This window comes from Formosa agariphila KMM 3901 (genome assembly GCF_000723205.1).
Classification (GTDB): Bacteria; Bacteroidota; Bacteroidia; order Flavobacteriales; family Flavobacteriaceae; genus Formosa; species Formosa agariphila.
Map to the genome: position 1 here is coordinate 1,350,381 of NZ_HG315671.1, position 15,247 is coordinate 1,365,627.

At 33.4% G+C, this 15,247-nt stretch carries 14 protein-coding genes; 9 read left to right on the plus strand and 5 right to left on the minus strand.

The genetic code is table 11. The features are described 5' to 3' along the window. Positions 1 to 7 precede the first annotated feature (7 nt). The 3 genes from BN863_RS05690 to BN863_RS05700 form a co-directional block, all read right to left on the minus strand. Positions 8 to 343, minus strand: coding sequence for a hypothetical protein (locus BN863_RS05690; RefSeq protein ID WP_038528398.1), 336 nt, complete (start codon positions 341 to 343; stop codon positions 8 to 10). A gap of 40 nt (positions 344 to 383) precedes the next feature. Further along, entirely contained in the window at positions 384 to 905 is a 522-nt protein-coding gene (locus BN863_RS05695; protein WP_038528401.1) for a DUF7935 family protein, read from the minus strand. A gap of 91 nt (positions 906 to 996) precedes the next feature. Continuing rightward, the gene (locus BN863_RS05700) at positions 997 to 2,541 is read right to left on the minus strand and encodes an FMN-binding glutamate synthase family protein (RefSeq protein WP_038528403.1); all 1,545 of its coding nucleotides are present in this window, start codon (positions 2,539 to 2,541) and stop codon (positions 997 to 999) included. A gap of 120 nt (positions 2,542 to 2,661) precedes the next feature. On the opposite strand from BN863_RS05700, the gene BN863_RS05705 reads away from it, so the two are divergent. Next, the gene (locus BN863_RS05705) at positions 2,662 to 4,239 is read left to right on the plus strand and encodes a hypothetical protein (RefSeq protein WP_148304571.1); all 1,578 of its coding nucleotides are present in this window, start codon (positions 2,662 to 2,664) and stop codon (positions 4,237 to 4,239) included. Positions 4,240 to 4,352: 113 nt separating this feature from the next. Further along, positions 4,353 to 6,704, plus strand: coding sequence for an ATP-dependent helicase (locus tag BN863_RS05710; protein WP_038528406.1), 2,352 nt, complete (start codon positions 4,353 to 4,355; stop codon positions 6,702 to 6,704). Positions 6,705 to 7,379: 675 nt separating this feature from the next. Here BN863_RS05710 and BN863_RS05715 read toward each other — a convergent pair. Then, complete coding sequence (locus BN863_RS05715; protein WP_038528409.1) at positions 7,380 to 8,243, minus strand: alpha/beta hydrolase; 864 nt, start codon at positions 8,241 to 8,243, stop codon at positions 7,380 to 7,382. 47 nt (positions 8,244 to 8,290) lie between these two features. Between BN863_RS05715 and BN863_RS05720 the strand changes: the two genes are divergently transcribed. Genes BN863_RS05720 through priA form a run of 4 tightly spaced genes read left to right on the plus strand, consistent with a single transcriptional unit; the run spans position 8,291 to position 13,224 of the window. After that, the gene (locus BN863_RS05720; RefSeq protein WP_038528411.1) at positions 8,291 to 8,911 is read left to right on the plus strand and encodes an L-threonylcarbamoyladenylate synthase; all 621 of its coding nucleotides are present in this window, start codon (positions 8,291 to 8,293) and stop codon (positions 8,909 to 8,911) included. Positions 8,912 to 8,967: 56 nt separating this feature from the next. Then, complete coding sequence (gene nadC / locus BN863_RS05725) at positions 8,968 to 9,825, plus strand: carboxylating nicotinate-nucleotide diphosphorylase (RefSeq protein WP_038528414.1); 858 nt, start codon at positions 8,968 to 8,970, stop codon at positions 9,823 to 9,825. A gap of 2 nt (positions 9,826 to 9,827) precedes the next feature. Beyond that, a complete protein-coding gene (locus BN863_RS05730) occupies positions 9,828 to 10,769 on the plus strand; it encodes a YihY/virulence factor BrkB family protein (protein WP_038528417.1) in 942 nt (313 codons plus the stop codon). A gap of 1 nt (position 10,770) precedes the next feature. Beyond that, the gene (gene priA / locus BN863_RS05735) at positions 10,771 to 13,224 is read left to right on the plus strand and encodes a replication restart helicase PriA (RefSeq protein WP_038528418.1); all 2,454 of its coding nucleotides are present in this window, start codon (positions 10,771 to 10,773) and stop codon (positions 13,222 to 13,224) included. On the opposite strand, the gene BN863_RS05740 is transcribed toward priA, so the two are convergent. Further along, complete coding sequence (locus BN863_RS05740; protein ID WP_038528421.1) at positions 13,221 to 13,916, minus strand: LytR/AlgR family response regulator transcription factor; 696 nt, start codon at positions 13,914 to 13,916, stop codon at positions 13,221 to 13,223. The genes priA and BN863_RS05740 overlap by 4 nt on opposite strands. Before the next feature lie 206 nt (positions 13,917 to 14,122). Here BN863_RS05740 and rpsF point away from each other — a divergent pair, with 206 nt between their 5' ends. Genes rpsF through rplI form a run of 3 tightly spaced genes read left to right on the plus strand, consistent with a single transcriptional unit; the run spans position 14,123 to position 15,226 of the window. Then, the gene (gene rpsF / locus BN863_RS05745) at positions 14,123 to 14,461 is read left to right on the plus strand and encodes a 30S ribosomal protein S6 (protein WP_038528423.1); all 339 of its coding nucleotides are present in this window, start codon (positions 14,123 to 14,125) and stop codon (positions 14,459 to 14,461) included. Positions 14,462 to 14,463: 2 nt separating this feature from the next. Then, positions 14,464 to 14,760 carry a 30S ribosomal protein S18 gene (gene rpsR / locus BN863_RS05750; RefSeq protein ID WP_038528424.1) on the plus strand — a complete coding sequence of 99 codons (297 nt, stop codon included), beginning with the start codon at positions 14,464 to 14,466 and terminating at the stop codon, positions 14,758 to 14,760. Between the two features lie 13 nt (positions 14,761 to 14,773). Next, positions 14,774 to 15,226, plus strand: a complete 453-nt coding sequence (rplI, locus tag BN863_RS05755) for a 50S ribosomal protein L9 (protein ID WP_038528428.1) — start codon at positions 14,774 to 14,776, stop codon at positions 15,224 to 15,226. The last annotated feature ends 21 nt before the right edge of the window (positions 15,227 to 15,247 follow it).

Here is a 15,247-nt window from a genome sequence, read left to right on the forward strand (position 1 = left end):
TATTAACTTAAATTTCCTCTAAAATAGACTTGCCTTTAGACTTATCTCCAGATGTCCACTGCCAGGTTTCATAAAGTCTGATTTTTCCGTTGGGAAGGATTTTAGGTTTAGAAGTACAGATTCCTGTCATGAGTTGTCCTTTAGTATTGACCTGATGATAACGCATTTCAATGTTACCAAAGTCGTCTACCAACCCGATTAAATGTCCGCTTACTATGTGACCACCTTGGTAGTTCGAGGTAAGAATATTTCCGTGTTGTTTGTATTCAAAACTAGTTTCAGTAGTAGTTTCTGCGTTTTCGGAATGTTCTACAGGTCTGAATGATTTATTGTGGTAGTTCAATTTTTAAAGCTTTTAAAGTTTTGTGATGATGGTTTTTATATTACCACATATCACTAACTTCTTCTTTAATGTAAGATAAAGCCGCGTCGCTAGGTGCTCGTTTTTCCATCATTTCTGATAAAATAACTTCACGGATTTTATTTGCAGAGTCTGTTTTTTCTAACATGGCAGCCTTACGCACCAATTGGATTGTAGAGTTTTTTGCAGCAGTAATAATGCTCCAACATTCATCTGAAATATATATTTGTTGCGATAAATTGTGTTCAAACTCTTGTTCAATATTATTAATTAATAACGATTCGTAATCGTCCTTATCAGTTGAAGTTGGTTGAACACGAATTAACAATTTAGAAGGTGTAATGCGTTCAAGAAAAAGGGTCATACGCTCGTAAGCCTGTAAGCGTAAAGGCATAGCATTTACTTGCATTTCTTTTTTTAACAGAAACCGCCTACGACCGTCTTCATTCTTGGTATGTTCTTTAAAGAAATAATAAGCAATTAAACCTGTAACAACTGCAGGTAATGTATATAAGAATAAATTAATTATTGAATCTGTATTCATTTGTGTAATATTTAAAAGCAAACTTACTAGCTTTTTTTGTGTCTACAAAACACAAAAACGTATTGCAATTTTTAATGATTTATAGTTTGAGTTAGATAGCTTTTCCTCCTAGATGTGGACAATCTTTTAGGTCTTGCATACTTGTGAACTCTACTAAAGCTTTGTTATATTTATAGGTTTTGTCTAATTCGGTAGATAAATTTTTGTCGTCTACATTCACATCAATATCGGTCATTTTAAACTGACAAGGGTGTTCGTAACCAGCGGCATGAGTAATCTCAATAAACTCTTTTCTAAACGTTTTAAAATATTGTGCTAATCGTTCCGATTTTAAGGTTGGGTCAATACCGTTTTGTAGCCATTTATTCTGTGTAGCGACACCACTAGGGCAGCGGTTTGTATGGCATACTTGTGCTTGAATACATCCAACACTCATCATGGCTTCTCTGGCCACATTAATGCAGTCGGCACCCATAGCAAAAGCCATAGCTGCTTTGGCTGGAAATCCTAATCTTCCACTTCCTATAAAAACAATACGGTCTGTTAGTCCACGTCTTAAGAACACTTTATATAAGTCGCTAAATCCGTAAACCCATGGTAAAGACACGTGGTCGGCAAAACTCGGAGGTGCTGCTCCAGTACCACCTTCTCCACCATCAACAGATATAAAATCGGGACCTTTACCGGTGCTTAACATCATATCGGCAAGTTGTTCCCATTGGTCTAATTTTCCAATAGCAGCTTTAATTCCAACAGGTAAACCTGTAACATCAGCAATGTCTTCTATAAAAGCCATAAGCTCTGGAATATCGCTAAAAGCAGAGTGGCTAGGAGGTGAAAGCACGTCTTTTCCTATTGGGACGTGTCTAATATCTGAAATTTCTTGTGTAATTTTTGCTGCAGGTAATACGCCTCCTTTTCCAGGCTTAGCACCTTGAGATAATTTTATTTCTATGGCTTTAACAAATGGATTGGCCTCTACTAAAGCAATTAATTTTTCTTTAGAGAAATTTCCTTGATCATCGCGAATTCCAAAATACCCCGTTCCAATTTGAAAAATAACATCGCCACCATAACTATGGTAGGGCGATAAGCCTCCTTCGCCGGTATTATGATATGCACCAGAGATTTTCACACCTTTGTTTAAAGATTCCATAGCTTTAGCAGAAAGTGAACCAAAACTCATTGCTGATATGTTAATAACAGAAGCCGGTCTAAAAGGTTTTTTTCTCTTGTTATATGTACCCATAACTTTAGCACATGGCAAGAATGTTTTGTCAATTAAATTTGGATGATTTTCTTTGGGTTTAAAAGGAAACATGGCGTTGTTGATAAAGATGTGCTGAATGGCATAAATATCTCTATCGGTTCCAAAACCTTCGTAATTGTTTTCTTTTTTTGCTGAAGCATAAATCCAACCACGTTCTATGCGATTAAAAGGTAATTCTTCGCGGTTATTTGCTACAAAATACTGACGCATTTCTGGGCCGATACTTTCTAATAAATATCGAATATGACCAATAATTGGAAAATTGTGGCTAATTGTATGTTTCTTCTGGATAAAAATATCGCGTATTGCTACAATTAATAGGAATAGGATAACCCAAACCCACCAACTTATGTCACTTAAGCCCATTATGTGTATGTTTTATGATTTGGAAGTAAATATATTTAAAATAAAGGGAAAACATAAATAAGTATTTTACAATAAGATTAGATTGTTTTCAGTATTTTAGAATTATCTAGATACAATAAAATGTCGTATACAATAAGAAAGAGGTTAATTATAGGGTTTTCAATCCTTGGTGCGTTTTGTGTTATTTGCGTGTTTTTCGCAAATAGTTTCGTTGAAAAGAAATTAGAAAACACCCTGAAAACCTTACCAGAGTCTGTGCGTTTCAATTACTCTGCATTACATGTTAATGTGTTTCAAGGCATGTTGTTTGTCGAAAATCCAGAGTTAGAACTTATAGAAGGCGCAGAAAGAAGAGTAGATTTAAAGATTATACTCGAAGATTTTAAGCTCACCAATGTAAGCTATTGGGAGTATGTGGTTAATAATACAATTCATTTAGATTCGGTGTTGCTAAATAATGCCCAAATATTTTATGTGAGATCTAAAGAAAAAACTAAGGATTCTGTACAAGTTAGTTCTAATTCGAAATCTCAAGGTTTAAAAAAATTCGATAAGGTGGTGAAGATTGATAATTTCGATTTAAATCATGCGACAGTCACCTTGTACAAAGGGTCTAAAGATTCTGTTTTTGTGAAATCGGAGAATGCAAGTATTAGATTTAACGATATCTATTTTGATGATGCTACGGCATTAGAAGGTGTGCCTTTTAAGTATTCCGATTATCGCGTGTTAACCGATTCGTTAAAATTTAATGTCGGAAAATTTGAAACATTACGTTTAAGCGAGCTTGAATTTACTAAAAATTATTGGGTGATTCGCGATTTAAAACTAAAAACGAAATATTCTAAACGCGAGTTGACCAAGTTTATAACAAAGGAACGTGATCATTTTGATGTAGAAATGGACTCCTTATATATTAAAGGTCCGCAATTTGGTGCTGCAGATAAACGTATTTATTTTAATACAGATACGATTACTATTCAGAAACCAATAATGAAAATTTATAGAAATAAAATGGTTGCCGACGATTATTCAGTAAAACCATTATACAGTAAAATGTTACGAGATTTAAAATTCGATTTAACCTTACCTGTTCTTATCTTAAAAGACGGATATATAGAATATGAGGAAAAGGTAAAGGAAGGAATTCATGCTGGAAGTATCTCTTTTAACGATTTTAATGCAACAATAAAAAATGTAAGTAATACGTATACATCGCCTACCAAAACAGAGTTAGATATTAATACCAATTTTTTTGACACCGCACCTTTACACGCGCTTTGGACTTTTGATGTGAATAACGAAAAAGACGAATTCAATTTTAAAACCGAAATCGGTTTATTGCCCGTTTCTCAGCTTAATAAATTCACGGAACACAATTTAAATATTAAGCTAGAAGGACAGTTCGATGAAATTTATGCCAATATTAATGGTAATGTAAATCGGTCTCATGTAGATTTTAGTGTGAAGTATGAAGATATGAAACTTCAGATTTTAAATAAAAAACACCAGAAAAATAAATTTTTATCTTCGGTAGCGAACTTATTTCTTAGAAATGATTCCGACAAAAACGATGATGGATTTATTACAAAATCAGGTCAGGTAGAACGCGATAAAACCAAGTCTGTTTTCAACTTCTTCTGGTTAAATGTAAAGGAAGGCTTAAAACTTGTGTTTGTGGGCGACGGGATTATTTAAGTGCGTTTAGTGTTAGAGAATCATACAAAATGGGCAATGTTTATAATTATTTATAAATCTATTTAGTTAAACGGCCAACAAAGGTTAATTTTACAATCTAAATTGTATGAACATTGGAGAAGTATTTAAGTCAGTTAAATGAAGCACAGTTAGCACCAACAATCCAGATGAACGGCCCTATGATAGTTATCGCAGGTGCGGGTTCAGGAAAAACGCGTGTGCTTACCTACAGAATTGCCTATTTAATGCATAAGGGAATCGACCCTTTTAATATTTTATCGTTAACATTTACCAATAAAGCAGCACGCGAAATGAAAGAGCGTATTGCGACTATTGTTGGTCAAAGTGAGGCTAAGAATTTATGGATGGGAACATTTCACTCGGTATTTGCTAAGATTCTTAGAATAGAGGCAGACCGTTTAGGATATCCAGCAAACTTCACCATTTACGATGCGCAAGATTCTCAGCGTTTAATTTCATCTATTATAAAGGAGATGGGATTAGATAAAGAATTGTATAAATACAAATCTGTATTTTCTAGAATCTCTTCATATAAAAACAGTTTAATTACCGTTCGTGCTTATTTTCAGAATCCTGAATTAATCGAAGCAGATACAATGGCTAGACGTCCGCGTTTAGGAGATATTTATAAAGAATACGTTGATCGTTGTTTTAAATCTGGAGCTATGGATTTCGATGATTTATTATTGAAAACCAACGAACTTTTAACACGTTTTCCAGAAGTATTAGCAAAATATCAAGATCGATTTAGATATATTTTGGTCGATGAGTATCAAGATACAAACCACTCACAATATTTAATAGTAAGAGCACTGTCCGATCGTTTCCAAAACATATGTGTGGTTGGGGATGATGCGCAAAGTATTTATGCGTTCCGTGGTGCCAATATTAATAACATTCTGAATTTCCAAAAGGATTACGACGATGTAAAAATGTTTCGACTAGAACAAAATTACAGATCGACTAAAACAATTGTAAATGCAGCGAATTCTATAATCGATAAAAACGAAACCAAATTAGATAAGGTGGTTTGGACGGCTAATGATGAAGGGAATAAGATTAAAGTAAATCGTTCTATGACCGATGGGGAAGAAGGGCGCTATGTAGCGAGTACCATTTTTGAAACGAAAATGAACGAACAACTTAATCATTCAGATTTTGCTATTTTGTATCGTACCAATGCGCAGTCTCGTTCTATGGAAGACGCGTTGCGTAAACGTGACATTCCATATCGTATTTATGGTGGATTGTCATTCTATCAGCGTAAGGAGATTAAAGATATCCTGTCGTATTTACGAATTATTATCAATCCGTCTGATGAAGAAGCGTTAAAACGTGTGATTAACTTCCCGCCACGAGGTATTGGACAAACAACTATAGATAAGTTGCTAATCGCTGCAAATGGTTATAAGCGTTCTATTTTTGAAGTGATGAAAAACATCGATAAAACCGATGTAAAGTTCAATTCAGGAACTAAGAATAAGTTGATGGATTTTGTGACCATGGTAGAGAGTTTTCAAGTGATGAATGAGAATGTAAATGCTTTCGAACTTGCCGACCATGTCACAAAAACAACAGGATTAATAAAAGAATTCAATAAAGACACCACGCCTGAGGGTGTTGCTAAGGTTGAAAATATTGAAGAGCTATTAAACGGTATTAAAGATTTCGTTGAAGAACAGAAAGAGCTTGCAGATACAACAGGATCTTTAACCGAATTTTTAGAAGATGTTGCACTGGCAACCGATTTAGATAATGATACTGGAGAAGATGATCGTGTAGCTTTAATGACTATTCACTTAGCAAAAGGACTAGAGTTTCCGTATGTGTTTATTGTAGGACTTGAAGAAGATTTATTTCCAAGTGCTATGAGTATGAACACGCGAAGTGAATTAGAAGAAGAACGTCGTTTGTTTTATGTGGCTTTAACACGTGCAGAAAAACAAGCGTATTTAACTTATGCGTTGTCAAGATACCGTTGGGGAAAATTAGTAGATTCTGATCCAAGCCGATTTATTCAAGAAATAGACGAGGAGTATTTAGATATATTGACGCCTATTGAAGAACGTAGAATGAATCCGATGTTAGATGCTAACATTTTTGGAGATGCAGATACGCCAAGACCAGGGAATATCCGATTTAAGCCAGCTAAGCAATTACCAATTCAGAAAAAGGGAGCTTCAAAATTACAAGGGCCAGCTAAAGTTCAAATCAATACACCTAAAAACTTAAAACCAGTAAGTAGTACTGGAGCAGCAGAAGGTGCTAATTTATTCGATAATAAATTAACAACAGGAACCATTGTAAAGCATTTACGATTTGGTAAAGGAGAAGTTTTAAAAATTGAAGGTGCAGGAGCAGATACAAAAGCTGAAATAAAATTTGAAAATGGAGGTAATAAGAAACTATTGCTTCGTTTTGCTAAATTAGAGGTTTTAGGGTAACAGAAATATAATTAAGGTTAAGATTAAAAAAGTTCAGAATTCATTATTCTGGACTTTTTTATTTTAATTGACCGTCTATTCGTGATATAGTTTATGACAGATAATAAAGTTTCACTTAGTGAGTGAAGTAGTGCTAGTAAAAATCTTCTTCGTTGGGTAAATTTTTTATTTTATTGTTTTTACTAGTTAACCAATAATCAGTAGGAAAAAACGCTCACCTATATCGAAAGCATATGGTAATTCTTCTTCTTCTAAACTTGAAATCATTTGGTAATAGCATGCTTCGTTATTACCCATACACTGTTCAATAAAATCTGAGTTTTCTTTTATAAAAATATCAGCCAACTCTATTGAAGATAATTTAATCTCATTTTGAAAACTTCCATTTTCGTGATTAGAAATCCATGACGACGCTATAATTTTGTATTTCTTGTCTAATCAATAAAAACGCAACGCCAAGCCGATAGGAGCAATTGAGGGAATTACCCGTGTTTTTCCATACCCAAGTTTATGTAAAGCTTTAACCATTTGCAATAGCTTTTGTCTGTTTTGTTCATAAAAACTTTTATTCATGTGGGCTGTGATTGATTTAAAATAATTCAGGTATTATGTTGGTTTTAAAGGAGGTAGAGGTGAAAGGTGCTCATGATTTAACGAGGTAGAATATGTAAATAATTAATCTAAATGTGCTTCAATAAAGCTTTTTAATTTAGACCAAGTATCTAGTAGTTCTAAACCAGCCCAACCATGTCCCGCTTCAGGATATAATGTGTATTCGTGCATAATTCCCAATTCTTGAAGTTTATGTTGTAATTGATCTCCTTGAGAGGTCGGCACCAAAGGGTCTTTTCCGCCATAAAATAAAACTGTTGGCGGTGCTGCTGCAGTAACTTGATGATACGGACTTACAGTTTCTAAAAATTCGGTAGTTAAATCAATACCATAAAGGTTTTCTAGTAAACTAGCTGTGTTGAAATTTAAATTTTCTAAATATGCAGGGTCTGTAAAATTTGTAGGTCCAACAATACTACAAACCATTTTAATCAGTTCGTTTTCGTTGAAGGCGTAACTCCATAGTAAAGCTAAATGTGCACCTGCGCTAGTGCCTATAAATCCGAAGTCATCGGAAATTTGATAGGCATCAAGATTCGCGTTTAAATGATTAATTACTGCCGAGATATCGTTTATTTGTGTTGGGTAGGCTTCTGTACTTTCGTCTACCAAACGGTAATTCATATTTACAATTGCAGTATTTGGTAAGTCTTTTTGGATTAGAGCTACAAAACCATTCATATCGTTTTTATCGCCAGAAGTCCATCCGCCACCATGCACTAAAATTAAAGTTTTGGTGTCTATATCACGATGTTCAGGTAAATAAATATCATAGGTCTGAGATTCGTGATTACCATATGAGACATCTGTTTTAATTAAGGCTTCTAAATCTGTAAATTCATTTGTATCAGATGTGGTGTCTGATGTGCACGAATAACTAGAAACTGCAATTAATAGTAGGATGATAATGGATTTTATTGGTTTCATTATAAATTATTAATTACTTTGTAGAACGATTCTACAATATACTTATTATGGCCGAGTTAATAAAAATTTATGAAGAAAATCCGAACCCTAAGGAAATAAAAAAAATAGTGGAGGTTTTAAAACGTGGTGGACTAATTATTTATCCAACCGATACGGTATATGGTTTAGGATGCGATATTACAAATAGTAAGGCTTTAGAGCGTATAGCACGTATAAAAGGGGTGAAATTGGAAAAAGCAAATTTCTCATTTATTTGTTACGACTTGAGTAATTTGAGCGATTACGTAAAACAAATAGATACGTCTACTTTTAAAATATTAAAACGAGCTTTACCAGGACCATATACATTTATTCTTCCTGGAGCCAAAACTTTGCCAACAGCTTTCAAGAAAAAGAAAACAGTTGGTATTCGTGTTCCAAATAATAGAATAGCTTTAGAAATTGTTAAAGCATTAGGAAACCCTATTGTTTCAACTTCTATTAGAGATGAAGATGAGGTTTTAGAATATACTACAGATCCAGAATTAATTTATGAAAAATGGGATAATCTAGTTGATTTGGTAATCGATGGTGGTTATGGGGGTAATCAAGCGTCTACAGTAATCGATTTTTCCGAAGACGAACCTGTAATTGTGAGGGAAGGGAAAGGAAGTTTAGAAATTTTTTAATTCGATTTTATTACATTTTAAATCCGCAATTAGTAATTTAGCATCAAATAATTTTTATGATAAGTAAGGAGCAATTCGATAAGGAAATAGAAGGTATTATTAGTAATGCTGTACGTGAAGATGTTGGTGATGGTGATCATAGTTCTTTAGCCTGTATTCCAGAAACAGCACAAGGAAAAGCCAAATTACTGGTAAAAGATGCAGGTGTTATTGCAGGTGTAGAATTTGCTAAAAAGGTTTTTGAATATATTGATAGTAATTTAAAAATTGAAACTTTAATTGAAGACGGGACCAAAGTAAAATATGGTGATGTTGTTTTTTACGTAGAAGGTGCTTCGCAATCTATTTTAAAAGCAGAGCGTTTGGTTTTAAATGCCATGCAACGTATGAGTGCAATTGCAACTAAAACAAAATCGTATGTCGATTTGTTAGAAGGTACCGGAACTAAAATTTTAGATACAAGAAAAACTACGCCTGGTATTCGTGCTCTAGAAAAATGGGCTGTTAAAATAGGAGGTGGAGAAAATCATAGATTTGCGTTGTACGACATGATTATGTTAAAAGATAATCATATCGATTTTGCTGGTGGAATTACTGCTGCGATTACAAAAACTCAAGCTTATTTAAAATCGAATAATAAAGATTTAAAAATTATTGTTGAAGCTAGAAACCTTCAAGAAATTGAAGAGATTCTTCTAAACGATGGGGTATACCGCATTTTAATAGATAATTTTAATTACGCCGATACCAAGACTGCCGTAAAGTTAATTGGTGATACATGCCAAACAGAATCTTCGGGAGGAATTAATGAAAATACACTTCGTAAGTATGCCGAATGTGGTGTAAACTGTATTTCATCTGGAGCATTAACGCATTCTGTTTATAATATGGATTTAAGCCTCAAAGCGGTTTAATTATGACAAAGCCTATTGAGGATAAGCTAGCCGAAATTCCAATAGTAAATTTTCTAGTAAGATTCTTTAAAACGCTTAAACTGCCAGGTCTAGAAGGTCTTACTGTTTACGATTTATTAGAGTTATATATTACTGGTATTATAAAAGGAGCATTAACCTCTAGAGCAAGTGCGATAGCCTTTAATTTTTTTATGGCTATTTTTCCGTTTCTATTATTCATCTTAATACTTATTCCTCATATTCCTATTGAAGGGTTTAAAGCAGAGTTTTTAGATTTTTTAGAATCATTTTTACCACCAACAACATCCGATTTCTTTTTCAAAAATATATTTGAAAACATTGAAAGTTCAGAACGTGGCGGATTACTATCAACCGTATTTCTATTATCAATATTTTTAATGGCTAATGGAGTAAATGCCGTGTTTTCGGCATTTGAAAGCTCGTATCATTTTGAAACATCTCGAAGTGTAATAAGACAATATTTATATGCTTTAGGTGTGGCCTTAATTCTTGCTTTTTTAGTGGTGATTTCTGTGGCAGTATTTGGGTTTGTAGAGATTTATGTTCTTGGAAGTTTATTCGATACTTTACAACATCGAGGTGTGGAAGTAGGAGATAGCAGTATTATCTTTATAAATATAGCAAAGTATGTATTCGGAATAATTATGGTGTATTTGTCAACAGCAACGCTGTATTATTTCGGAACGCGAGAAGGAAAGCACAGTCGGTTTTTTTCGGCTGGCGCCTTATTTACTACCATGTTAATTGTATGTTTTTCATATCTGTTTGGAGTGTATATCGAAGAGTTTTCTCAGTATAATGAATTGTATGGATCTATCGGGGCATTGCTAATTTTAATGTTTTATTTGTGGTTGAATTCTAATATTATTTTGTTGGGTTACGAATTAAACGTGTCTTTACGTCAACTACATAAAAGCAACTAATATGTCTCATTATATAGATGTTATACTTCCTATTCCTGTAGAAAACCTGTTTACTTATGTTATTACAGAAGCAGAAGCTGGGTTTTTAAAAGCAGGAATGCGAGTAGCTGTACCTTTCGGAAAAACGAAAGTATATACAGCAGTTGTAAAAACAATTCATACTAATGCGCCATTAAAATATGAAGCAAAACAAATTCATCAAATATTAGATGAAACACCAATTGTAACCGAAACTCAATTAAGGTTATGGGATTGGATGGCAAACTATTATTTATGTGCTGTTGGAGATGTAATGCGAGCGGCTTTACCAAATGCTTTTATTTTAGAAAGTGAAACGTTAATAAGTAAGAATAAAGACAAGGTTATATGTGACACAGATTTAAAAGATGATGAATTTTTAATTTATGAAGCATTACAGCATCAGTCTTCGTTACGCATTCAAGATATAGTAGATATTGTAGATCGAAAACAAGTCTTTCCTATTATTAAACGCCTTTTAGAAAAAGAAGCTATTGTAGTAGAAGAAGAAGTGTTTGAAAAATATAAACCAAAACTGGTTAAATATGTTAAGCTTCAAAATCAGCATACTACCCAATCTGGTTTACAACAGTTGTTAGAAGACTTAAGTAGAGCACCTAAACAACGAGATGTTGTAATGAGTTTATTTCAGTTATCTGCCAAAACAAAAAAAGCAATAAAGGTTTCTGAATTAACTGAAGCCAGCGGAGCATCTAATAGTATTATAAAATCGTTAATTGATAAATCGGTATTAGAAGAATATTTTATTCAAACCGATCGCGTCGAATTTGACGGTAAGGCTTCAGAAGCTTCGAAAGCTTTAAATACAGAGCAAACAGAAGCTTTACATCAAATAAAAACGTCTTTTGAAACGCATCAAGTTACATTGCTTCATGGTGTAACTTCTTCTGGGAAAACAGAAGTGTATGTTAAGTTAATTGAGGCCGTTTTAAAAACCGGGAAACAGGTTTTGTACTTATTGCCAGAAATTGCACTAACTACACAGTTAGTAAATAGATTACAAATCTATTTTGGAGAACAAGTAGCTGTATTTCATTCTAAATATTCTGCGCACGAACGTGTTGAGGTTTGGAATAATGTATTATCTAATGCTCCGAAAGCTCAAGTGGTTTTGGGTGCGCGATCTTCTATATTTTTACCTTTTAAATCGCTCGGACTAATAATAGTAGACGAGGAGCATGAACAATCTTTTAAGCAATTTGATCCTGCACCACGATATCATGCTAGAGATTCGGCAGTGGTTTTGGCTCATTTTCACGGTGCGAAAACATTATTAGGTTCTGCGACACCAAGTTTAGAAAGCTACTTTAATGTGCAACAACGAAAATATGGTTTGGTAGAAATTACTAAGCGTTATAATAATGTGTTGATGCCGGATATAGAATTAATAGATATTAAAGACAAGCATAAACGTAAATTAATGAAAGGTCATTTTAGCGATAGAATGATTCAAGTAATGGCTGAAACCTTAGAAGAAGGACATCAAATTATTTTATTCCAAAACCGTCGTGGATTTTCGCCAATTGTAGAATGTAACACTTGCGGACATTCGCCGCAATGTCCGAATTGCGATGTCAGTTTAACGTTTCACAGCTATCGCAATCAGTTACGTTGTCATTATTGTGGTTATAATATTGCTAAACCTTTAAAATGTCAGGCTTGTGGAGATACTGCTTTAGATACTAAAGGTTTTGGTACCGAACAAATAGAGGAGGAGGTTAAGCAATTGTTTCCAAATCATAAAGCAGGCCGTATGGATTTAGATACGACACGCGGTAAATATGGTTATGAAAAAATAATAACAGCTTTCGAGCAACAGGAAATGGATATTTTGGTGGGGACCCAAATGCTAACTAAAGGTCTCGATTTTAGAAACGTTGCTTTAGTTGGTATTATGAATGCCGATAATTTATTGAATTTCCCAGATTTTAGAGCGCACGAACGTAGCTATCAATTATTATCTCAAGTTTCTGGTCGAGCTGGACGAACAGAAAAACAAGGGAAGGTTTTAATTCAAACGTATAATCCGTTTCACAATATATTGCAGCAGGTTTCAACTAATAATTATGTTGCCATGTATAAAGAACAAATGGACGAACGTTATAATTTTAAGTATCCGCCAGTATACCGTTTAATTCGTGTTACATTAAAGCATAAGGATTTTAACCGAGTAAATACGGCATCTGTTTGGTTAGGAACTGCTTTAAGGCAAGTGTTTGGAGATTATGTTCTGGGTCCGGTAGATCCGCCAGTGGCAAGAATTAGAAATCAGTTTCACAAAAATATTTTAATTAAAATTCCATCAAAGCAATCGTTAGGAGGTACAAAAAAAGCTATCGTTAAAATAAACAATAGCTTTATGAATGTGAAGGATTTTAGATCTGTAAGATTAATCTTGAATGTCGATGCGTATTAAATACTGTTTAAAGCTTCAATAAGTTGAGATTTCTTATTTCGGCTTAACGGAATTTCAAACGATCCAACTTCAACATTTTTACTATTAAATCTGTCAATTTTGTCTAGGTTAACGATATATGACTTATGAATTCTTAAAAATTTTCCTTCAGGAAGTTCCATTTCAAAAGCTTTCATAGTAGACAATACCACTAAACTACCTTCTGCAGTAACTAGTTTTACATAGTCACCAAGTGCTTCAATCCATTTAATGTCGTTAATATAAACCTTACGTTTCTTCAGATTACTTTTAACGAAAATGTGTTCGCCTTCAGCTTCTGTGAAATCTAATTTTAGTTTATGTTGTTCTACTGCTTTTTCAACAGCAGTCATAAAACGTTCACGGGTAATTGGCTTCTTTAAGTAATCGGTAGCATCGTAATTAAATGCTTTAAAAGCATATTCCGTTTTACCAGTAACAAAAATAATTTGGGGCTTGTTGTTTAAAACGTCAAGAAGTTCAAAACCGTTAAGTACAGGCATTTCTATATCTAAAAAGATAAGATCAACTTTGTGTGAGTTTAAACCATTTTTGGTTTCAAGCGCACTACTGTACTCTGCAATTAAATTAAGAGCAGCGTGGTTTTCTATCAACTTTACTATGGACAAGCGCTGAATTGCAGAATCGTCTACTACTACACAGTTTAAAGTCATAACATTAAATGTTTCGGTTAAGTTATCGACAATAGTACAAATTAATCGGTTAAAAACAAAAGAAATACCGATAAAGTGTAATATTGGGTATGTGTTAACATATCATTAACAAGGTAAGTAAGTAAAACTAATTAATATAGTGTTTGTTATATCTAATAATTATATGTACTTTTGCAGCCATTTTTAACAATAAAATAGATTTGAATATGAATCATTATGAAGCTGTTTTCATCTTAAATCCCGTTTTATCTGAGACTCAGATAAAGGAGACAGTACAGAAATACGAAGACTTTCTTGTTTCTAACGGTGCTAAGATGATATCAAAAGAAGATTGGGGACTAAAAAAATTAGCTTACCCAATTCAAAACAAAAAAAGTGGTTTTTACCATTTATTTGAATTCCAAGTAGCAGGAGAAGTTATCACTCCATTAGAATTAGAATTTAGACGTGACGAACGTTTTATGCGTTACTTAACTGTAAAATTAGACAAGCACGCTGTGGCTTGGGCTGAGAGAAGAAGAGCTAAACTAAAACAAAAAGCGTAATTATGTCATCTATAGAACAACAAGCAAAAGGAAAAAAAGACGGAGAGATTAGATACTTAACGCCTTTAAATATTGAAACTAATAAGCAAAAGAAATATTGTCGTTTCAAGAAATCTGGAATCAAATATGTAGATTATAAAGATGCAGATTGGTTATTAAGATTTGTAAACGAGCAAGGTAAAATTTTACCTCGTCGTTTAACTGGAACTTCTTTAAAGTATCAAAGAAAAGTGTCTGTAGCTGTAAAAAGAGCACGTCACTTAGCTTTAATGCCTTATGTAGCTGATTTATTAAAATAAAATACCGATAACAATGGAACTTATATTAAAACAAGACGTTGAAAATTTAGGATTTAAAGACGATGTTGTAACAGTTAAGAACGGTTATGGTAGAAACTTTTTAATTCCTCAAGGAAGTGCTATTTTAGCAACACCTTCTTCTAAGAAAGTGTTAGCTGAAAACTTAAAGCAAAGAGCTTTTAAAGAACAAAAAATTGTTGATGAAGCAAATGTAGTTGCTGAAGCATTAAAAGCTTTAGACATTAAAATTACTTCTAAAGTAGGATCTGGAGATAAATTATTTGGATCTGTAAATAATATTGATCTTGCAGAAGCTATCGCTAAAGCAGGTCAGTCTATCGACAAAAAATACATCACTGTAATTGGTGGTAGTGTTAAGCGTTTAGGTAAATACGATGCCGTTATTCGTTTACACCGTGAAGTAACAGTAGATTTTCCTTTTGAAGTAGTAGCAGAAGCTAACTAATTAAAAGGTAATTATAATATT